Here is an 18,132-nt window from a genome sequence, read left to right as displayed (position 1 = left end):
ACCAGGAGAAAAAAGATGAATGATCAAACGATTCGCGATGTGCTGACTAAAACCAAACGTATCGCGTTAGTGGGCGCCAGCGACCGCCCCGATCGCCCGAGCTATGGCGTGATGAAATATTTACTTGATCAGGGATACGAGGTGATTCCGGTGAGTCCTAAATTGGCGGGACAGCAACTTCTTGGTCAAACCGCCTATGCCACGCTGGCGGATGTACCCGGAAAAGTGGATATGGTAGATGTGTTTCGCAATGCCGAAGCGGCGTGGGGCGTTGCGCAGGAAGCGATCGCCATTGGAGCGGATACGCTGTGGTTACAGCTGGGCGTGATTAATGAGCAGGCGGCGGTGCTGGCGCAAGACGCGGGTATGACCGTGATAATGGATCGCTGTCCAAAAATTGAAATTCCTCGGCTGGGGATTAGGCACTAAAACAGAAACGGCGACCTGAGTCGCCGTTTGATTAATGTCTCAGGCTGGGTGCCTGCAGCTGTTGCCGAATTGACGCGGCCAGCTCATCCATTGAAGGTTGTTCGGGATGTTCGAAGGAGGTTTCCCCCGCCAGCTGAACTTCAGCGACATAGGTATGCACCTGATCGCCTTCTTCATCTTCCATCACCACATGATACCAGGGCGCGGCGCGCAGCGTTTCGCTGGCAGCGACATCATCAACTTCTGGCTCATCAAGCGAAAACTCCGGATCGACATCCACGATAACGCCGAGCACCCCGGAGAGACGATGTCGGACCTGCTGTCCAATTCCAAATTTAGTCGTAATCATTGTGACCTCCCAAAAGACTGCCCTGTAACCAATATGGAGGCAGGGACAGCGTTTTCAAGTCACAGCACGCGGCAGGCAAAACCTTTCAGATAAAGCCCTTCAGGATAGCTGGCGATCACTGGATGGTCGGCTGCCTGACGGAACTGCTCTATAAATTGTACATCACGACCGGCATCAACGGCGGCATCAGCGATGATTTTCTGGAACAAATCGGTTGGCATCAGGCCAGAACAGGAGAAGGTCAGCAATACGCCACCGGGATTCAACAGCTGAATGGCCAGCATATTGATATCTTTATAGCCGCGACACGCGCCCATCAACTGATTTTTATTTTCAACGAATTTCGGTGGATCCATGACGATCAGGTCGAACTTTTCGCCGCTGTCGCGATAACGACGCAGCAGTTTGAACACATCGTCACGCACAAACTGGGCACGCGACACATCCAGACCATTGAGTTCAACGTTCTGTTTCGCCACGTCGAGTGCGTCTTGCGAAGTATCAACGCTAATCACTTCACAACAGCCGCCCATCAAGGCAGAAACCGCAAAACCACCGGTGTAAGAGAAGCAGTTCAGCACGCGTGCATTATCTGAGTAGCCACGCGTGGCAAAACGGCTGTCACGCTGATCAAGGTAATAGCCGGTTTTATGACCGCCCTGAATATCCACCAGCAGCTTCATGCCGTGTTCAGTAATCGGCAGCAGCGGTGGCGGCAGTTCACCCGAAACCGGCCCTTGCGCCAGCTCCAGTCCCTCTTTTTTACGCACCGCCACGTCTGAGCGATCGTAAATAGCGCAATCCGGGAAACACTGCTGTAAGGCGGAGACGATGGCCGGACGCTGATACTCAGCACCCGCAGATAACAGCTGCATCACCAGGAAGTTGCCGAAGCGATCGATGGTTACGCCCGGCATGCCATCAGACTCACCGGCAATCAGACGATAGCTGTCCAGCCCATCACGTTTCGCCAGCCAGTCACGCCACAGCTGGGCTTGCTTAAAGCGGCGCACGAAGAAGGTGATGTCGATTGACTCATCCTGTTGCCAACTCCAGACGCGTGCGCGAATTTGTGATTGCGGAGAATACGCGGCGCGAGCCAGCCATTTGCCATTGCTGTCACAGATATCAATGGTTTCACCAGACTGGGCTTTACCTTCCATACGTGCAACGGCACCAGAGAACACCCACGGATGGCGGCGGAGCAGGGATTTTTCACGTCCCTTTGTGAGAATCAATCGAACGGTCATAGTTTGCTATGCTTACCTGAAAAAATGAGGCGCCATTTTCCGGCGGATGGCGGCAAATTGCAACGCAAGGTGATGGGAGAACGCAATGGCTACCGCATGCTGTAAAATTTGGGTGCACGGCATCGTGCAGGGCGTGGGGTTTCGCTACCACACCCAAGCGCAGGCCAGAGAATTGAATCTTAACGGTTATGCGCACAATCTGGCGGACGGCAGCGTTGAAGTGCTGGCGTCCGGTGAGGCGCAGCAGGTCGATGCATTGATCAGTTGGCTCAAAGCGGGTGGGCCGCGCAGCGCGCGGGTGGATAAAGTGCTGGTGGAGCCGCATCAGCCCAGGGAAATGCCGACCCGATTCACCACCGGCTGATTACAAGCATTTCGCCGGTTTTGGCAATCCGGCAATTTTGGTCGCCTGCTTTGCCGGGCCTTCCGGGAACAGACGGAACAGATAGCGGCTGTTGCCTTTCTCCTCGCCATACTTTTGCGCCATGGCTTTCACCAGCATGCGCACCGCCGGCGAGGTATTAAATTCCTGGTAAAAGTTGCGCACAAAGTGCACCACTTCCCAGTGCGCGTCACTCATCACGATCGCTTCTTGCTCCGCGATGGCAGCAGCCAGCGGCTCGCTCCAGTCCGCGCTATTTTTCAGATAGCCTTCCGCATCGGTGGCAATCTCTTTACCAGCAAAATTCACAGTCATTCCTCATGGCGTTAATCGACACATTGTAAATTCGCCCGGCCATAAAAAGCAAAAACCCCGCCGAAGCGGGGTGTAATAACTATTGCAGCAGCTTAATCGCGGTTAGCGAAGCCCAGCAGGCTTAACAGGCTAACAAAAATGTTATACAGCGAAACGTACAGGCTTACGGTAGCGCGAATGTAGTTGGTTTCACCGCCGTGAATGATGTTGCTGGTTTCCCACAGGATGGCACCGGCAGAGAACAGGATGAACAGGGCGCTAATCGCCAGATGCAGCGCAGGCAGTTGCAGGAAGATATTAGCAACCACCGCCACCAGCAGCACGACAAAGCCGGCCATCATCATGCCACTCAGGAATGACATATCGCGGCGCGTGGTCAATACGTAGGCCGAGCAACCGAAGAACACCAGCGCGGTACCGCCCAGTGCCATAGCGATCACATCACCCATGCCTGCAGTGAGGAACGAGCTCAGGATTGGACCAAGGCAGTAACCGAGGAAGCCGGTGAAAGCGAAGGCCGCCAGAATACCTGCCGGACTGTTAGCCAGTTTATGCGTCAGGAACATCAAGCCATAAAAGCCGACCAGCATCAGAATCAGGCCCGGTGAAGGCAAGGCAAACACGGTGCTGAGTGTGGCGGTGACGGCCGAGAAGGCCAGCGTAAAGCCAAGTAACAGATAAGTATTGCGCAGCACTTTGTGGGTGCTGACTAACGATTGCTGCGACGAGCTAAAAATTCTTTCCATCATGCGCTCCTTAAAGAGAGAAACACCAAATATGGCACGAGGATACGCAGCGCCTGAAAGACAGAAAAGGCGTTTTACCCATCTTTACGCGATAAATTGCTGTTTCGCTGAGCAGAATGGCGAAATTGACGCCGAAAAAATAGAATTTGGCTGTTTTTCAGCCGAACGATTCATTGCAGGCTTTACATCGTTATGGGGGATGTTTATAGTGCGCCTCATTGCGGAGGGGTGGCCGAGTGGCTTAAGGCAACGGTCTTGAAAACCGTCGATGGGAAACCATCCGAGAGTTCGAATCTCTCCTCCTCCGCCATTCACTCTTGCAGAGTGACGCAACAAAAAAATCCCCGGAGGGATGGCCGAGTGGCTTAAGGCAACGGTCTTGAAAACCGTCGATGGGAAACCATCCCAGAGTTCGAATCTCTGTTCCTCCGCCATATTAAAGAAGCCCGCAGAAATGCGGGCTTTTTGCTTTTCTGCGTTCATAAATTCCGAAAAACATCGCGTTGCTTTTCCATCTGCTGCCGTTCCCCGACGCCACGCGCGTTAACTGCTATATTCCATGCACGGTTTTTTGCAAACATCTGGCGATTTTCCGATGCAAGCTGAGTTACACTGTGCGGTAATTCGCTCTTTGGCGGGCTAATCGTTTGAAAGCCAGAGTGTTTCACTGATGAATTATGGAATAGGCACAATGATCAAGAAACTGAGTCTTTGCGCGTTGTCAGTCATCGCTGCGCTCCCGATGGGCATGTCCGCCTATGCTGCGGATGGAGATATGCAACTCCAGCAGGTGCTGATGTTAAGCCGTCACAATCTGCGTGCGCCGCTCGCCAACAACGGCAGCGTACTGGAACAATCCACCAAAAAGAGCTGGCCGCAGTGGGATGTCGCGGGAGGTGAGCTCACCACCAAAGGTGGCGTGCTGGAAGTCTACATGGGGAATTATACCCGTCAGTGGCTGGCACAGCAGGGCTTAGTCCAGAACGGGACTTGCCCGGACAGCAGCAACATCTTTGTCTACGCCAACAGCCTGCAGCGCACCGTGGCGACCGCGCAGTACTTTATCACTGGCGCCTTCCCTGGCTGTGATATCGCGGTCACGCATCAGGATGCGATGGGCACCATGGATCCGATCTTCAATCCGGTCGTCACCGACGGCAGCGATGAATTCAACAAGAAAGCCCTGGCTGCCATGACCGCGGCTAATGAAAAGCTGGCACTGAAGCCTGCCTTCCAGCATCTGGAAAAAATCGTCGACTACAAATCTGCCCCGGCCTGTAACGGCAAAAAGCAGTGTGATTTGAGCAGCGGCGATAACACTTTCAGCGCGGATAACGGTAAAGAGCCGAACGTAAGCGGTCCGCTGAAAATCGGCAACTCGCTGGTGGATGCGTTTACGCTGCAATATTACGAAGGTTTCCCGGCCGATCAGGTTGCCTGGGGCCAGATCAAAACGCCTGAACAGTGGAAAGAGCTGGCGTCGATCAAAAACGGTTATCAGGATGCGCTGTTCGCCTCTCCTGAAGTGGCGCGCGAAGTGGCCGCACCGCTGGTGGATTACATCCGCAGCCAGTTGGTCGATCAGGACAAAGCCAACGCGCCAAAAGTGACGCTGATGGTTGGTCATGATTCCAACATCGCCTCCTTACTCAGCGCACTGCAGGTTAAGCCTTATGAACTGCCGGGCAACGACGAGAAAACACCGATTGGCGGCCAGGTAGTATTCGAACGCTGGCACGATGTGAAGAACAACAAAGATCTGCTGAAAATTGAGTACGTCTATCAAACGGCCGATCAACTGCGCGATGCCGATGTGCTGAGCCTGAAAAATCCACCGAAGCGCGTCACGCTGCAACTGGCGGGCTGCGAAACGGATGCCAACGGCTACTGCAGCTGGGATCAATTCATCGGCGCATTGAATGGCGCTCTGCAAGGTACGCCACTGCAGCCTGCTGCGGCAGAACAGCCAGCACCTGCGGCCGCAGCACCAGCCGCAGATGACGCTAAGCAGAAAGCCGATCAGACTGCTGCGGATAAAGCAGCCGCAGACAAAGCAGCAGCGGATAAAGCCGCAGCACAGAAGGCTGCAGACGCGAAAGCGGCTGAAGAGAAAGTGAAGGCGGATAAAGCGGCCGCGCAGAAAGCGGCAGACGATAAAGCCAAAGCGGAGAAAGCCACTGCCCAGAAAGCAGCGGATGACAAAGCCAAGGCTGATGCGGCAGCAGCACAGAAAGCGCAAGCCGATGCTACGCCAGCCAAATCAGAAGAACCGGCCAAAGCAGCGACCAGTAACTGAGTTTGCTGCTCAAAGAAAACCCCGCCGCGGCGGGGTTTTTTGTGCCTGTTAACCGGCGACGACCACTAATTTTTGGTTGGCGAACTCTTTAATCCCCAGATCCGACAACTCACGTCCGTATCCGGAACGTTTCACGCCACCAAACGGCAGCTCTGCGGAGGTATCGCTCTGCGAATTGATAAACACCATGCCGGTTTCAATCTGCGACGCCATCTTACGGCCGCGCGCAATGTCTTTGGTCCAGACTGAACCGCCCAGGCCGTAATTTGAATCATTCGCCAGCGCCACAGCGGCACGATCGTCCGCCACCACATACACCTGTGCTACCGGGCCAAAGAACTCCTGATAGTAAGCAGGATTGTCTGGCGTCAGACCGGTGAGCACCGTTGGCTGGTAATAGCAGCCGACACCATCAATGGCGCGTCCACCAAACTCCACGCGCGCGCCATTTTGCACCGCTTCCTCAACCTGCTTCACTAAACGATCGCGCGCATCTTTTGAAGAGAGCGGACCAAGCGTGGTTTTCTCATCAAGCGGATCGCCCGGCGTGGCCGATTGCAGAGCCGCGCTAAATTTGGCCATAAACGTATCGGCAATTTTCTCATGCAAAATAAAGCGCTTGGCGGCGGTACAGACCTGGCCGCAGTTACTGAGGCGAGCTTGCGCACCCTGACGTACCGCTTCATCGATATCGGCATCGTCCAGCACCACAAACACATCGTTACCGCCCAGCTCCAGCGTCGATTTCTTCAAGTGTTTACCGGCCTGTTCCGCCACGGCACTACCGGCGCGTTCGGAACCCGTCAGCGCCACGCCTTGCACGCGCGGATCGGCAATCAAATCCGCGACTTGATCGGTGGAGATAAACAGGTTGGTCCATGCGCCTTTTGGCGCACCGGCTTCTTCTACCAGCTTTTCAAACACATCGGCGCAGTGCGGCACGATATTGGCGTGTTTCGCCAGCACCGGATTGCCGAGCGCCAGGTTTGGCGCCAGCACGCGCATCAGCTGATAGTAAGGGAAGTTCCACGGCTCAACCGCGACGATCACGCCAATCGGATGGTACTCAAGCCAGGCATCGCCCACATCGCTGGCGTAGGGTTGCGGCTGTAAAAATGTCGCGGCATGTTCAGCGTAGTAGCGGGCGATCTGCGAACAGATTTTTACTTCACCACGGCTCTGGCCAATCAGTTTGCCCATCTCTTTACTGGCGATGGTCGCCAGCTCTTCGGCCCGTTGGTCAATCAAATCGGCTAAACGGTGTAGCACCTGCAGACGCGGTTGAATATCGCCTTTACTCCACGCGGAATGATAAAGCGCATCTGCGGTTTCCAGCGCCTGTTGTGCATAGGCATCATCGTGCTCGTTCCACGCTTTTAGCAGTTGGTTATTGGCTGGATTGATACTTTGATAGGCTGACATACAAGGCTCCTTGGTGATGTAAAGGTAACAAAGGCGGGACAATGCCCGCCTGCAATTTAAACGTTTTTGCGCTCGACCGTTTTATCGTCCCAGGTCAGAACATCCTGGTCGGTCTTTTTGAAGGCGCGAATCAGCACTTCATCGCTGCCTTGCTGGCTCCAGATCTGCTCGGCTAAACGTTCGTCGTAGTTGGCTACCTCAAAAATGGCTTCAGCGATTTCGCGTGAAGTGTGGCGCAGTGATGCCCATTCGCCTACGTGATGCTCTTTCGACTGTTCTGTTGTCATGAAGGTCTCCTGTTGTGGATTTTATCCCTGTAGCTTTACCGCCAGTCCGGCGACGTGTTGGCCCTGAAAACGGGCAATATCCAGTTCTTCCGCCGAAGGTTGACGTGATCCATCTCCGCCCGCCAGGGTGGTGGCGCCGTAGGGCGTTCCGCCGCGTACGTGGGAGATGTCGAAGAGTTCTTTAGTGCCATAACCGATGGGAACAATCACCATGCCGTGATGGGCGAGGGTGGTCCAGACGGAAGTGATGGTTTGCTCCTGGCCGCCGCCGGTACCGGTGGAAGCAAAGACGCTGGCGATTTTGCCGTACAGCGCGCCCGAAGCCCACAGGCCGCCAGTGCGATCCCAGAAGTTACGCATCTGCCCCGCCATGTTGCCGAAGCGCGTGGGCGTGCCAACGATGATGGCATCGTACTGCGGCAAATCTTCCGGTTTCGCTTCAGGCGCGGCTTGGTTCACTTTGCCGCCAACCTGGGCGAAACGCTTGGCATCCATGCTTTCCGGCACACGCAATATCGTAACTTCCGCGCCGCTCACGCTCTTTGCACCGTCGGCCACGGCTTGCGCCATGGTTTCAATATGTCCGTACATCGAATAATAGAGCACCAAAATCTTTGCCATGGTTTTCATCCTGCGAGGGTGGTGAGTAACCAAAAGTATAGAAGAGCCTGCGCAGACTGCTGTACAGAGGTTAAGCAGGTGCCAATAAGTGTCGGCTAACTGCTTGTAACGCGGCGGTAAATTTGCTTTTTCGCAGTGAAATGAGTGAATTATCTGTTTCAAATTGTGAATATCAGGCCGATCTCACCGCTGCGCTGTCTATTATTCAATCAGGTGTGCGGAATATCCGCCGCCAGGCTTCTCACGGCAGCATCGTGATAAGCCCCTAATCTGGATGCTCAATCCGTGGAGGAAATGATGGCCGAACATCGTGGAGGATCAGGCAATTTCGCAGAGGACCGTGAAAGGGCCGCAGAAGCGGGTCGCAAAGGCGGCAAAAACAGCGGGGGTAATTTTAGAAACGACCCACAGCGCGCGTCTGTAGCCGGTGAAAAAGGGGGACGCAGCCGCGGCAAGAAATAGCGCGACTGACCGTTAATCCCCGGCCGCCGGGTTCGCCCGGCGGTGACAGGCATTGCAATTTCCCCGCTCTCTGAGCAAACTGACCGCCAACTGATTATTCTGGTGCGTTATGTCCGCTTCTTCTTCTCGTCTCAGCCTGCGTATTTCGCGTCAGGAGTTGGTGCTCATATTTATTACCATGGTTTGGGGTGGCACTTTTTTGGTGGTACACCGGGCGATGGCCCATTCCGGTCCGTTCTTCTTTGTGGGATTACGTTTTGCTACGGCATCGCTGCTGCTGGCCTTTTTCTTCCGTCGTTATCTCAAGCAAGTGACCTGGATGGAAATCAAAGCCGGGGCGCTGATTGGCCTGTCGATTGCCGGCGGCTACGGTCTGCAAACCTGGGGCATGCAAACCATTTCCAGCAGTCAGTCGGCGTTTATCACCGCGCTCTACGTGCCGGTGGTGCCGCTGCTGCAATGGTTATTCCTGCGCCGTCCGCCGGGATTGATGGCGTGGCTGGGCATTTTGCTGGCGTTTACCGGTTTAGTGCTGGTGGCGGGTCCGCAGGATGGCAGTTTGACGCTGAATGCCGGTGAAATCGCCACCTTACTGAGCACGCTGGCAATCGCCGCGGAGATCATCCTGATCAGCCGTTATGCCGGACAGGTCGATGTGCGCCGCGTCACGCTGATTCAGCTAATGGTGGCATCGGCCTGCGCCTTTGTTCTGATGATCCCGAATGGCGAATCGGCTCCTGCCATGTCAACGCCGTTGCTGCTGAGCGCGTTGGGGCTGGGTGCGGCCAGCGCCTTAATTCAGGTGACGATGAACTGGGCGCAACGCAGCGTTTCACCGACGCGTGCCACGGTGATTTACGCCGGTGAACCGGGGTGGGCGGGCGTGGTAGGGCGTTTGGCGGGCGAGCGTCTACCTGCTGCTGCGCTGCTGGGCGCGGCACTGATTGTTTGTGGGGTGATCGTCAGCGAACTGCGTATACGCCGCAAGAAAGCGGTGCCCGATCAGGCACCGCTCGAGCCTTAAGGATGTTGCCGTGCCGCCTCGTTCGCCAGCGCGGCGCCGCGACGTTGTAAAATCGCGTTCAGGATGATGGCACCAAAGGTGGCGGTGCCGATGCCGCCAAGAGTGAAGCTGCCAATCTTCAGGGCAAAATCACCGGCGCCCAGCACCAGCGTGGTCGCCACCATGATCAAATTGCCATTCTGATTAAAATCCACATGGTTCTGCACCCAAATGCGCGCGCCCGCCACCGCGATCAAACCAAACACCACAATCGAGGCGCCACCAATCACCGGACCGGGAATGGAGTGGATTAGCGCGCCAAATTTCGGTGAGAAGCCAAGCACCAAAGCGATCGCCGCGGCGGCCACAAAGGCCAGAGTTGAATAGACTTTGGTCACCGCCATCACACCGATATTTTCCGCGTAGGTGGTGACACCGCTGCCGCCGATTGAGCCCGACAGCATGGTTGCCAGACCGTCACCGACAAAGGCGCGGCCCATCCAGGGATCGAGATTGCGCCCGGTCATGCCCGCCACGGCTTTAATGTGCCCGAGGTTTTCCGCTACCAGAATGATCGCCACAGGCGCGATCATCACGATGGCCTGCATATCAAAGATCGGTGCGGTGGTGTGCGGCAGGCCAAACCACGGTGCGTTGGCAAGGCCGCTGAAATCCACGGGTTTGCCGAAGCCCATCACGTTGGTTAGCAGTGCATAGATGGCCCACGCGACAATCAGGCCGACCAGAATCAGCAGGCGCTGGATCATCCCGCGCGTGAATACCGCCACCAGACCAATGCACAGCACCGTCATCACCGCCATCCAGCTGTCAAACATCGAGCCGGACACACCGTGCACCGCAATTGGCGCCAGGTTCAGACCAATCGCCATCACCACCGCGCCCGTGACCACCGGCGGCATCAGACGCTCGATCCAGCCGGTGCCGACCTTCATTACAATCAGGCCAATCAGTGTATAGAGCGCGCCGCAGGCAATCACGCCGCCCAGCGCCAGCGCCAGGTTGGGGTTGAGTCCCTGACCGTTAAAGCCGGTTACCGCGATGATTACGCCGACAAACGCCGCGCTGGATCCGAGATAACTGGGTACGCGCCCGCCGGTGACCAGGAAGAACAGCAGCGTACCGATGCCCGAAACCAGAATCGCCAGATTGGGGTCCAGTCCCATCAGCAACGGCATCAGCACCGTTGCGCCAAACATTGCCACAGCATGCTGCAGGCCTAGCACGACCGTCTGCGCAAACGGCAGCGTTTCGTCCGGCGCAATCAGCCCATCATCGGTCATGGCTGACTTTTTCTGCCAGCGGGGGAACCAGGAACTCGCCATCGTCATCTCCAGGGTGTCAGTGAAAGCGGGCCGCACAAGGCGGCGTTAGCGGGCGTCCTGCCGTAAAAGGTGATGATAGCCACGGTCAAACCATGCCAGACCGTGCGTTTCATCATTGCGTACCAGCGCCTGCACTTCGCAAAACAGAATGTCGTGCGTGCCCACGCTGACCACTTGTGCCACTTTTCAGTCAAACGACACCAGCGCGCCGTCTAATAGCGGTGAACCGCTGGCCAGCGTGTGCCAGTCAGCGGCGGCAAAGCGTTCCGCCATCGGCGTTTTGCCGCCAAATAGCGTCGAGAGATCTTCATGCCCGGCGGCCAGGGTGTTAACGCACAGATAACCGTTGTCGCGAAAAATCGGCCACACCGACGCTGAGCGATTAAGACAAACCAGCAGCGTAGGCGGCGTATCAGTAACGCTGCACACCGCCGAGGCGGTAAATCCGGCGCGTCCAGCGGGACCGTCGGTGGTGATGATATTCACCGCCGCGCCTAAGCACGCCATCGCGTTACGAAACGCATCGCGTTCTACACCGGGCAAAACTGGCAGTTCATGCACGCTCATTGGCGGCTCCTGTGATTAGCTGGCCGCTCGCTGGGCAGGCGCAGCCGTATCGGCCAGCCAGCGCAGCAGCAGCGCATTAAAGTTGTCGGCATCGGTGACGCTCATCGCGTGTCCGCCCCAGGCCATCTCAATCAGGCTGCCGTTGGGCAGCGCCTGCGCCAGCTGCGGTGAGCAGCTCCACGGCACCAGCAGATCGTCCTGGCTGCAGATCGCCAACACCGGCTGGGAGATGCGCGCCACATGTGCGCGGAAATCCGCGCTTTTCAATGCATGCAAGCGACGCAGCAGGTTTTCCATGCCCTGAAAATGGGCGACATGGTGCGCATCTTCAGCGTTAATGCGCTCCTGATTGCGCGCCAGCCATTCCGCGGGATAGAGGAACAGCGGCTGCGCACGCACAAAGGCTTCGACGCCGACGTTCATCAGCAGATCCTGACGCACCTGGAAGCAGCGCTGCGTGTGCGCATCCAGCGAAAGCCAGCCGTTGATCACCACCACGCGGCCCACGCGCTGCGGGAAGTCCAGCGCCAGCTGCAGGCCGATTAAGCCGCCCAGCGCATGGCCGATAATGTCGTAATGTTGAATGCCGTGCTGTTCCAGCGTTTCTGCCAGTTCCGCCGCCATCATCGTCATGCTGTAGCCGTCCGGCAGCGTATCGGCACTGCGGCCGGTACCGCGCTGATCGTACGTCACCACGCGATAATGCGGCGTCAGCGCCGCCAGCTGCGGTTGCCAGAAACCGGCGACGCCGCCTAAACCGGAAGCGAGCACCAGCGTCGGCGCATCTTCAGCGGTTGAACCCTGGATCTCCAGATGCATCAGGCCTCCTGTTTGCCGATATGCGCAACGGTGGCGATTTCGATCAGCGCATCCGGTTTCACTAAGCCGCACTGAATGCAGAAGCGCGCCGGTTTATCTCCGGGGAAGTATTCGGCGTAAATCTGATTAATCGCTGCGTAGTTGCTCCAGTCGGTGAGAAAAATCGAGTTGAAGGTCACGTCGTCCATGGTGCCGCCGGCGGTTTCGATCACCTTTTTAATGGTCTCCAGCACGTGACGCGTTTGCGCGGCGGCATCACCGACGTGCACCACGTTGTTGTTGGCATCGAACGGCAAGGTGCCGGAGACGTAGACGACGCCGTCAGCTAAGGTGCCGGGCACGAATGGCGCAATGGGCGTACCGGTGCCGGGCGGAATAATCACACTTTTAGGCATGGCGAAATCCTCTTCTTATCGGTTTGCAGGTGAATCGAGGCGTTAGCTTTTCAGCGTTTCGCAGAAAGTGTCGGTATCGCTGACCCAGCCAAAAAACGTTTCGATATTGAAAATGGCCGCCTGTTGGGCAAACGCCGGACCCGCTTGATAGGTCGCGTCTTCCAGCACCACGCCGAAATATTCCAGGAAGAAGCCGTCACGCAGCGTCGATTCCACGCAGACGTTGGTGGCGATGCCGGTAAACACCAGATGGCGGATGCCACGGCTGCGCAGCATGCTGTCGAGCGAGGTGTTGAAGAAGCCGCTGTAGCGCGGTTTCGGCAGTACGATATCGCCGGCCTGCGGCACCAGTTCATCGACCAGCGCATAATCCCAACCGCCTTTTGACAGCAGCGTGCCCTGTAACTCCGGGCGCTTGCGCATGGTTTTCAGCGCATTAGATTTGTGGAAGTTGGGGGATCCGGCATCACCGGCTTCAACGTATTGGTCGTCCCAACCGTTCTGGAACCAGATGATCTGCATGCCGGCGGCCCGCGCTGCGGTGACCGCCTGATGGATTTTGGCAATCACCGGCTTGGTAGCGGAGACATCAAAGCCCGCCAGATCGAGATAGCCGCCTTGCGTGGCGTAGGCGTTCTGCATATCCACCACAATCAGCGCACTTTGCGCGGGCGGCAGCGCGATGGCTTCCGGGCGCGCCGGCAAGGTGACGTTCGGTAAACTTGAGGTGTGGGCGCAAACAACGGTACTCATCAGGCAACCTCCTGCTGGGATGCGATTAAATCGTGGCGACACTGCATTAAGGGCTGGATACGTTCACCGAAATCTTCGATGCCTTGCAGGAAGTCATCGAAGGTGAGCAACACGCCTTGCGTGCCATCGACTAAAGCAACCTCATCCAACATTCGTGCCACATTGGCGTAAGAACCCACCAGCGTGCCCATATTGATGTTGACGGCGGAGGTCGGATCGGCCATCTGGCGCACGTTGGTGTCGCTGCCGGATTTGGTGTCCTGCTGACTTTGCGTGGTGAGCCAGGCGAGCGCCTCTTCATCGGCACCGGCTTTGTAGTGTTCCCATTTGGCGCGTGCGGCTTCGTCGCTCTCGGCGGCGATGATCATAAACAGCACATAGCTACCGACGTCGCGCCCCGCTTTATCGGCAGCTTGCTTCATACGCGCGGCAGTTGGCGCGAAGGCAGTTGGCGTGTTGACGCCTTTGCCAAAGCAGAAGTTGTAATCGGCGTGCTGCGCCGAGAACGCCATGCCCGCATCGCTCTGACCGGCGCAAATCACTTTCATCGGTTTCTGCGGCTGCGGGCTGACGCGGCAATCGTTCATGGTAAAGAACTCGCCCTTGAAGTCGCTCTGGCCGGTGCCCCACAAATCGCGCAGCACGGTGACGTATTCGGTCAGATATTGGTAGCGGCTGGAGAAGTAAGCATCGCCCGGCCACAAGCCCATCTGCTCGTACTCGGGTTTCTGCCAGCCGGTAACGAGGTTGACGCCGAAGCGGCCATTCGAGATGGAATCAATGGTGGAGGCCATACGCGCCACAATCGCGGGCGGCAAGGTCAGCGTGGCGGCGGTGGCGTAGATTTCGATGCGTGAGGTCACCGCCGCGAGTCCCGCCATCAGCGTGAAGGATTCGAGGTTGTGATCCCAAAACTCGGTTTTGCCGCCAAAGCCGCGCAGTTTGATCATCGAAAGGGCAAAGTCGAAATGATAATGCTCTGCTTTCAGCACGATCTCTTTGTTCAGTTCAAAAGTCGGTTTGTACTGCGGCGCATGGGTGGAGATCAGCCAGCCGTTATTACCAATCGGGATAAAGACGCCAATTTTCATGTGAAACCTCTCTGCATTAGACGGGGACTGCTTCACGCGCTGCGCTGCTTCCTGCACGCATCCTGCGGGCGGCGCTCCATCACAAAATTGCAAATGCTGTGCCACATTTTTAAAAGAGATAAATAACAATGTGTTAAAAGTAACGCCTGTTCTAAACTGGAGTAATTGGTCCATTTCAGACCGTTTGGTCAAAACGTTCTGCACGTTTTTCATGCGCCGCGTGGTCAAAAAAGGTGCAGGCGGGCGATTAGGTAGGAAAGAAGGCCTTTGTTATGATGCGTTGACGCAGGACGGAAGAGGTAACAGTGTGAAAAGCGATGAAAAAAAACCGGGACGCCGTTCGCGAGCGGTCGCCGCAAAGCGGGCAGCCATTCTGGAAGCGGCGTTAACCTTCTTCTCGCAATACGGTATTCACGGTACCAGCCTGGATAAAGTGGCGGAGCGCGCCGACGTCTCCAAAACCAATTTGCTGTATTACTATCCGTCGAAAGAAGTGCTGTATGTGGCGGTTTTAAAAGAGATTCTTGATGTGTGGCTGGCGCCGCTGCGCGCGCTGCAGCACGATCACGATCCGCTGACCGCGATACGTCAATACATTCGCCTTAAGCTGGAAGTCTCGCGCGATCATCCGCAAGCTTCACGGTTGTTCTGCCTTGAGATGTTGCAGGGCGCGCCGCTGCTGAAAGGTGAACTGGCCGGTGATTTAAAAGCGCTGGTGGATGAGAAAGCGGCGATTATCGAACAGTGGATCGCAGAAGGTCGGCTGGCGGGCGTGCAGCCGCAGCACCTGTTTTTCCTGCTATGGGCGACTACGCAGCACTATGCGGATTTCGCCTCACAGGTGGAAGCGATTACCGGCCAGACGTTGAACGATGCGGCGTTTTTTGAACAGACGCTGGAAAACGTGCAGCGCATGATAATTGAAGGGATCCGCGTGCGCTGATCCCGCGTTTTCAAGGAGAGTGCATGGATTCGTTATCACAACTGACGTTAGGCGCGGCGGTCACCGTTGCGGTGATGGGCAAGCGCGTCCCGCTGTGGCAAGCGGCGCTGGTGGGCGCGGTGGCGGGCACCTTGCCGGATCTCGACGTGTTTATCGATCACGGCGATGCCATCCGCAATATGACGCTGCATCGCACCGAAAGTCATGCGCTGATAATCCTCACCTTAATTGCACCGCTGCTCGGCTGGCTGGTGGCCGGTGCGACACGCAGTCGCGCGCACTGGCGCGGCTGGACGCTGGCGATGTGGCTGGCGCTGGTGACGCATCCGCTGCTGGATCTCACCACCGTTTACGGTACGCAGCTGGGCCTGCCGCTCACCGATTTCCCTTATGCCATTGGCAGCATGTATATCATCGATCCGTTGTATACCTTGCCGTTGCTGATTGCGCTGCTCGTCGCCCTGTGGCGACGCGATGCTGTGGGCTTGCGCTGGAATCAGGCGGGATTATTGGTGAGTACGCTCTATCTCGGCTGGAGCATGGTGGCACAAAGCATCGCGACGCAGCACATTGAGCAAGCGCTGGCGCAGCAATCAGTGCAGCCGGAGCAACTGCTGGTGACGCCGACCGCGTTTAATACGCTGGTGTGGCGCACGGTGATCATGACGCCAGAGCGTTACGGCGAAGCTTATTGGTCGCTGTTGTCACCGGAGCGTTCGCTGCAGATAAGCTGGCACGATCGTCAACCCGCGCTGTTTGCGCCGTTCAAAGGGCAATGGCACGCCGAGCGTGTAGCGTGGTTTAGTCATGGGTTTTACGCAATGAAGCAGGAGGGCGATCGCACGTTGATCAGCGATTTAAGGATGGGGGAGGAGCCGAGTTACACCTTTACCTTTAATCTGGGATCACCGCAGTCGCCGGAGCTAGCACCACAGCGAGAGCCTTCGGTGCGTCCTGCATTGGGTGAGGCGTGGCGTAAGCTGCGGGAGAGATTGTGACTTCGTGGTGAAGCGTGTTTGTTAATGAGGTGCGCTTTCTGTCAGAAAAGAAAAAGGCTGCACTTTCTTTCAAAAGGCAGCCTTAATGTAGCCGTGATAAATCAGGCTTTACGACGACGTAACAACCAGCCCATGGTCAGCATCACAAACCACAGCGGCGTGACCATCAGCGCCTGACGGGTATCTTCCTGCAGCGTCAGCAGCACCAGCACAAAGGCGAAGAACGCCATGCATACCCAGCACATAAACTTGCCCAGCGGCATTTTGAACTTTGATTCAGCATGACGCTGTGGATGCTGCTTACGATACGCCAGATAGCTGCACAGGATGATGGTCCAGACGAACATAAACAGAATTGCCGACACCGTGGTGACCATGGTGAATACCGTCATCACATCCGGAATCAGGTAGATCAGCGCCACACCCGCCAGCAGACACAGACAAGAGAAGAACAGGCCAGTGGTTGGCACCGCACGCGCCGAGAGGCGACCAAAGGCTTTATGCGCCACGCCTTGTTCCGCCAGGCCGAACAACATGCGGCTGGTGGAGAAGATACCGCTATTGGCGGACGAGGCGGCGGAGGTCAGCACCACGAAATTGACGATGCTGGCGGCGGCAGGCAAGCCGATCAGCACAAACATCTCAACGAACGGGCTGCGATTCGCCAGCACCTGATTCCACGGCGTTACCGCCATAATCACCATCAGCGCCAGCACGTAAAACATAATAATGCGCAGCGGAATGGCGTTAATTGCACGCGGCAGAACTTTGTGCGGATCCTTGGTTTCTGCCGCCGCGGTGCCGACCAGCTCAATGCCGACAAAGGCGAAAACCGCAATCTGGAAGCCGGCAAAGAAGCCGCTCAAGCCTTTCGGGAACATGCCACCGTGATCCCAGATGTTGCTCAGGGACGCGGTGCCACCGTTCGGCGACGGATAATGCATGCTCACCAGCACAATGCCGGTGATGATCAGCGCCACAATGGCGACGATTTTGATAATCGCGAACCAGAACTCCATCTCACCAAACAGCTTCACCGTAGCGATATTCAATGCCAGGAAGACAAAGACGCACAGCAGGGCGCTCATCCAGATGGAGAAGTCCGGGAACCACAGCTGGAAATAGGCGCTGATGGCCACCACGTCGGCAATGCCGGTCACCACCCAACAGAACCAGTACGTCCAGCCGGTAAAATAGCCCGCCCACGGACCGAGTAAATCGGCAGCGAAATCGCTAAAGGATTTGTATTCGAGGTTGGACAACAGCAGTTCGCCCATGGCGCGCATGACGAAGAACAGCATAAAGCCAATGATCATGTAGACGAAAATGATCGACGGGCCCGCGAGGCTGATGGTTTTACCCGAACCCATAAACAACCCGGTGCCGATGGCGCCACCGATAGCAATTAACTGAATGTGACGATTATGCAGGTTACGCTGGAGTTTATCCGGCTGTTCGGCCGTAGCGAGCGCCTCTTTTGATTGATCAACCATAAATTTTTCTTTCCTGTCGAGATGTTGTGTCAGCTCTATTGGCTGTTTTGCCCGTCATACTTCAAGCCGCAGATGCGTTGGCTACGCGTGTTCACCCCAGGAACTGACTAAATTAAGCTCCCCATGATTCACACTCTTGCCGCCTTTCTGCGGCTCACATTATTTAGG

At 56.4% G+C, this 18,132-nt stretch carries 20 protein-coding genes, 2 tRNA genes and 1 pseudogene; 9 read left to right on the top strand and 14 right to left on the bottom strand.

Going from position 1 to position 18,132, the window contains the following annotated elements; translation table 11 throughout:
- Positions 1-15 precede the first annotated feature (15 nt).
- Positions 16-429 carry a CoA-binding protein gene (locus tag ACVLVH_RS15890; RefSeq protein WP_101760915.1) on the top strand — a complete coding sequence of 138 codons (414 nt, stop codon included), beginning with the start codon at positions 16-18 and terminating at the stop codon, positions 427-429.
- Between the two features lie 31 nt (positions 430-460).
- On the opposite strand, the gene hspQ is transcribed toward ACVLVH_RS15890, so the two are convergent.
- Both hspQ and rlmI read right to left on the bottom strand, forming a co-directional pair.
- Positions 461-778: a heat shock protein HspQ gene (hspQ, locus tag ACVLVH_RS15885; protein WP_008101422.1), complete on the bottom strand. Its 318-nt coding sequence runs from the start codon at positions 776-778 to the stop codon at positions 461-463.
- Between the two features lie 59 nt (positions 779-837).
- The gene (gene rlmI / locus ACVLVH_RS15880; protein WP_192413823.1) at positions 838-2,028 is read right to left on the bottom strand and encodes a 23S rRNA (cytosine(1962)-C(5))-methyltransferase RlmI; all 1,191 of its coding nucleotides are present in this window, start codon (positions 2,026-2,028) and stop codon (positions 838-840) included.
- 85 nt (positions 2,029-2,113) lie between these two features.
- Between rlmI and yccX the strand changes: the two genes are divergently transcribed.
- A complete protein-coding gene (gene yccX, locus ACVLVH_RS15875; protein ID WP_192413821.1) occupies positions 2,114-2,392 on the top strand; it encodes an acylphosphatase in 279 nt (92 codons plus the stop codon).
- Here the strand turns inward: yccX and tusE are convergent, their stop codons facing one another.
- Together tusE and yccA are read right to left on the bottom strand one after the other, a co-directional pair.
- On the bottom strand, positions 2,393-2,719 hold the full coding sequence (tusE, locus tag ACVLVH_RS15870) for a sulfurtransferase TusE (RefSeq protein ID WP_101761038.1): 327 nt from the start codon (positions 2,717-2,719) through the stop codon (positions 2,393-2,395).
- A 98-nt stretch (positions 2,720-2,817) separates the two neighbouring features.
- Positions 2,818-3,471 carry an FtsH protease modulator YccA gene (gene yccA, locus ACVLVH_RS15865; protein ID WP_007887332.1) on the bottom strand — a complete coding sequence of 218 codons (654 nt, stop codon included), beginning with the start codon at positions 3,469-3,471 and terminating at the stop codon, positions 2,818-2,820.
- 222 nt (positions 3,472-3,693) lie between these two features.
- On the opposite strand from yccA, the gene ACVLVH_RS15860 reads away from it, so the two are divergent.
- The 3 genes from ACVLVH_RS15860 (at position 3,694) to agp (ending at position 5,767) form a co-directional block, all read left to right on the top strand.
- Positions 3,694-3,781: transfer RNA gene (locus ACVLVH_RS15860), tRNA-Ser, on the top strand.
- 36 nt (positions 3,782-3,817) lie between these two features.
- Positions 3,818-3,905 (top strand) — tRNA-Ser (locus ACVLVH_RS15855).
- A gap of 257 nt (positions 3,906-4,162) precedes the next feature.
- Entirely contained in the window at positions 4,163-5,767 is a 1,605-nt protein-coding gene (agp, locus tag ACVLVH_RS15850; protein WP_192413819.1) for a bifunctional glucose-1-phosphatase/inositol phosphatase, read from the top strand.
- 48 nt (positions 5,768-5,815) lie between these two features.
- Here agp and ACVLVH_RS15845 read toward each other — a convergent pair whose 3' ends face one another.
- The 3 genes from ACVLVH_RS15845 to wrbA are packed head-to-tail and all read right to left on the bottom strand — an operon-like array spanning position 5,816 to position 8,097.
- Positions 5,816-7,189 (bottom strand): NAD-dependent succinate-semialdehyde dehydrogenase, encoded by a 1,374-nt coding sequence (locus ACVLVH_RS15845; RefSeq protein ID WP_101760910.1) that lies wholly within the window; start codon positions 7,187-7,189, stop codon positions 5,816-5,818.
- A gap of 56 nt (positions 7,190-7,245) precedes the next feature.
- Positions 7,246-7,476, bottom strand: a complete 231-nt coding sequence (locus ACVLVH_RS15840) for a YccJ family protein (RefSeq protein ID WP_007887329.1) — start codon at positions 7,474-7,476, stop codon at positions 7,246-7,248.
- Between the two features lie 21 nt (positions 7,477-7,497).
- The gene (gene wrbA, locus ACVLVH_RS15835; RefSeq protein ID WP_498949710.1) at positions 7,498-8,097 is read right to left on the bottom strand and encodes an NAD(P)H:quinone oxidoreductase; all 600 of its coding nucleotides are present in this window, start codon (positions 8,095-8,097) and stop codon (positions 7,498-7,500) included.
- A 297-nt stretch (positions 8,098-8,394) separates the two neighbouring features.
- Here wrbA and ACVLVH_RS15830 point away from each other — a divergent pair, with 297 nt between their 5' ends.
- The gene (locus tag ACVLVH_RS15830; RefSeq protein WP_061717065.1) at positions 8,395-8,559 is read left to right on the top strand and encodes a con-10 family general stress protein; all 165 of its coding nucleotides are present in this window, start codon (positions 8,395-8,397) and stop codon (positions 8,557-8,559) included.
- Positions 8,560-8,668: 109 nt separating this feature from the next.
- Positions 8,669-9,583: a DMT family transporter gene (locus tag ACVLVH_RS15825; protein ID WP_192413815.1), complete on the top strand. Its 915-nt coding sequence runs from the start codon at positions 8,669-8,671 to the stop codon at positions 9,581-9,583.
- Here the strand turns inward: ACVLVH_RS15825 and rutG are convergent.
- The 6 genes and pseudogenes from rutG to rutA all read right to left on the bottom strand — a co-directional run bounded on the left by rutG (position 9,580) and on the right by rutA (position 14,530).
- A complete protein-coding gene (gene rutG, locus ACVLVH_RS15820; RefSeq protein WP_498949708.1) occupies positions 9,580-10,905 on the bottom strand; it encodes a pyrimidine utilization transport protein G in 1,326 nt (441 codons plus the stop codon). The genes ACVLVH_RS15825 and rutG overlap by 4 nt on opposite strands.
- A gap of 45 nt (positions 10,906-10,950) precedes the next feature.
- Positions 10,951-11,472, bottom strand: a pseudogene (rutF, locus tag ACVLVH_RS15815) (NADH-dependent FMN reductase RutF).
- Between the two features lie 15 nt (positions 11,473-11,487).
- Positions 11,488-12,291: a pyrimidine utilization protein D gene (rutD, locus tag ACVLVH_RS15810; protein WP_110865879.1), complete on the bottom strand. Its 804-nt coding sequence runs from the start codon at positions 12,289-12,291 to the stop codon at positions 11,488-11,490.
- A complete protein-coding gene (gene rutC, locus ACVLVH_RS15805; protein WP_110865880.1) occupies positions 12,291-12,686 on the bottom strand; it encodes a pyrimidine utilization protein C in 396 nt (131 codons plus the stop codon). Before rutC ends, rutD begins: the two co-directional genes overlap by 1 nt.
- A gap of 42 nt (positions 12,687-12,728) precedes the next feature.
- Positions 12,729-13,439: a pyrimidine utilization protein B gene (gene rutB, locus ACVLVH_RS15800; protein WP_110865881.1), complete on the bottom strand. Its 711-nt coding sequence runs from the start codon at positions 13,437-13,439 to the stop codon at positions 12,729-12,731.
- Positions 13,439-14,530 carry a pyrimidine utilization protein A gene (rutA, locus tag ACVLVH_RS15795; protein ID WP_049851054.1) on the bottom strand — a complete coding sequence of 364 codons (1,092 nt, stop codon included), beginning with the start codon at positions 14,528-14,530 and terminating at the stop codon, positions 13,439-13,441. The genes rutB and rutA overlap by 1 nt, the downstream gene beginning before the upstream one ends.
- A 307-nt stretch (positions 14,531-14,837) precedes the next feature.
- On the opposite strand from rutA, the gene rutR reads away from it, so the two are divergent.
- Both rutR and ACVLVH_RS15785 read left to right on the top strand, forming a co-directional pair.
- Positions 14,838-15,473, top strand: a complete 636-nt coding sequence (rutR, locus tag ACVLVH_RS15790) for an HTH-type transcriptional regulator RutR (protein WP_110865882.1) — start codon at positions 14,838-14,840, stop codon at positions 15,471-15,473.
- Positions 15,474-15,496: 23 nt separating this feature from the next.
- Positions 15,497-16,471, top strand: coding sequence for a metal-dependent hydrolase (locus ACVLVH_RS15785; RefSeq protein WP_498949704.1), 975 nt, complete (start codon positions 15,497-15,499; stop codon positions 16,469-16,471).
- A gap of 101 nt (positions 16,472-16,572) precedes the next feature.
- On the opposite strand, the gene cycA is transcribed toward ACVLVH_RS15785, so the two are convergent.
- Positions 16,573-17,964, bottom strand: a complete 1,392-nt coding sequence (gene cycA / locus ACVLVH_RS15780; RefSeq protein WP_101760901.1) for a D-serine/D-alanine/glycine transporter — start codon at positions 17,962-17,964, stop codon at positions 16,573-16,575.
- Positions 17,965-18,132 lie beyond the last annotated feature (168 nt).

Source organism: Kluyvera sp. 1366 (assembly GCF_054823405.1).
The sequence above is the reverse complement of the archived record's forward strand: the minus strand, read 5'-3'. Positions and strand labels throughout refer to the sequence as shown.

Excerpts from the sequence above, each read along its gene's own strand:
- yccX (WP_192413821.1), top strand. The coding sequence starts at position 2,114 with ATGGCTACCGCATGCTGTAAAATTTGGGTGCACGGCATCGTGCAGGGC.
- agp (WP_192413819.1), top strand. The coding sequence starts at position 4,163 with ATGATCAAGAAACTGAGTCTTTGCGCGTTGTCAGTCATCGCTGCGCTC.
- ACVLVH_RS15785 (WP_498949704.1), top strand. The coding sequence starts at position 15,497 with ATGGATTCGTTATCACAACTGACGTTAGGCGCGGCGGTCACCGTTGCG.
- rlmI (WP_192413823.1), bottom strand. The coding sequence starts at position 2,028 with ATGACCGTTCGATTGATTCTCACAAAGGGACGTGAAAAATCCCTGCTC.
- ACVLVH_RS15840 (WP_007887329.1), bottom strand. The coding sequence starts at position 7,476 with ATGACAACAGAACAGTCGAAAGAGCATCACGTAGGCGAATGGGCATCA.
- rutB (WP_110865881.1), bottom strand. The coding sequence starts at position 13,439 with ATGAGTACCGTTGTTTGCGCCCACACCTCAAGTTTACCGAACGTCACC.
- ACVLVH_RS15890 (WP_101760915.1), top strand. The coding sequence starts at position 16 with ATGAATGATCAAACGATTCGCGATGTGCTGACTAAAACCAAACGTATC.
- ACVLVH_RS15830 (WP_061717065.1), top strand. The coding sequence starts at position 8,395 with ATGGCCGAACATCGTGGAGGATCAGGCAATTTCGCAGAGGACCGTGAA.
- rutA (WP_049851054.1), bottom strand. The coding sequence starts at position 14,530 with ATGAAAATTGGCGTCTTTATCCCGATTGGTAATAACGGCTGGCTGATC.
- ACVLVH_RS15825 (WP_192413815.1), top strand. The coding sequence starts at position 8,669 with ATGTCCGCTTCTTCTTCTCGTCTCAGCCTGCGTATTTCGCGTCAGGAG.
- cycA (WP_101760901.1), bottom strand. The coding sequence starts at position 17,964 with ATGGTTGATCAATCAAAAGAGGCGCTCGCTACGGCCGAACAGCCGGAT.
- rutG (WP_498949708.1), bottom strand. The coding sequence starts at position 10,905 with ATGGCGAGTTCCTGGTTCCCCCGCTGGCAGAAAAAGTCAGCCATGACC.
- ACVLVH_RS15845 (WP_101760910.1), bottom strand. The coding sequence starts at position 7,189 with ATGTCAGCCTATCAAAGTATCAATCCAGCCAATAACCAACTGCTAAAA.
- rutD (WP_110865879.1), bottom strand. The coding sequence starts at position 12,291 with ATGCATCTGGAGATCCAGGGTTCAACCGCTGAAGATGCGCCGACGCTG.
- rutC (WP_110865880.1), bottom strand. The coding sequence starts at position 12,686 with ATGCCTAAAAGTGTGATTATTCCGCCCGGCACCGGTACGCCCATTGCG.
- yccA (WP_007887332.1), bottom strand. The coding sequence starts at position 3,471 with ATGGAAAGAATTTTTAGCTCGTCGCAGCAATCGTTAGTCAGCACCCAC.
- hspQ (WP_008101422.1), bottom strand. The coding sequence starts at position 778 with ATGATTACGACTAAATTTGGAATTGGACAGCAGGTCCGACATCGTCTC.
- wrbA (WP_498949710.1), bottom strand. The coding sequence starts at position 8,097 with ATGGCAAAGATTTTGGTGCTCTATTATTCGATGTACGGACATATTGAA.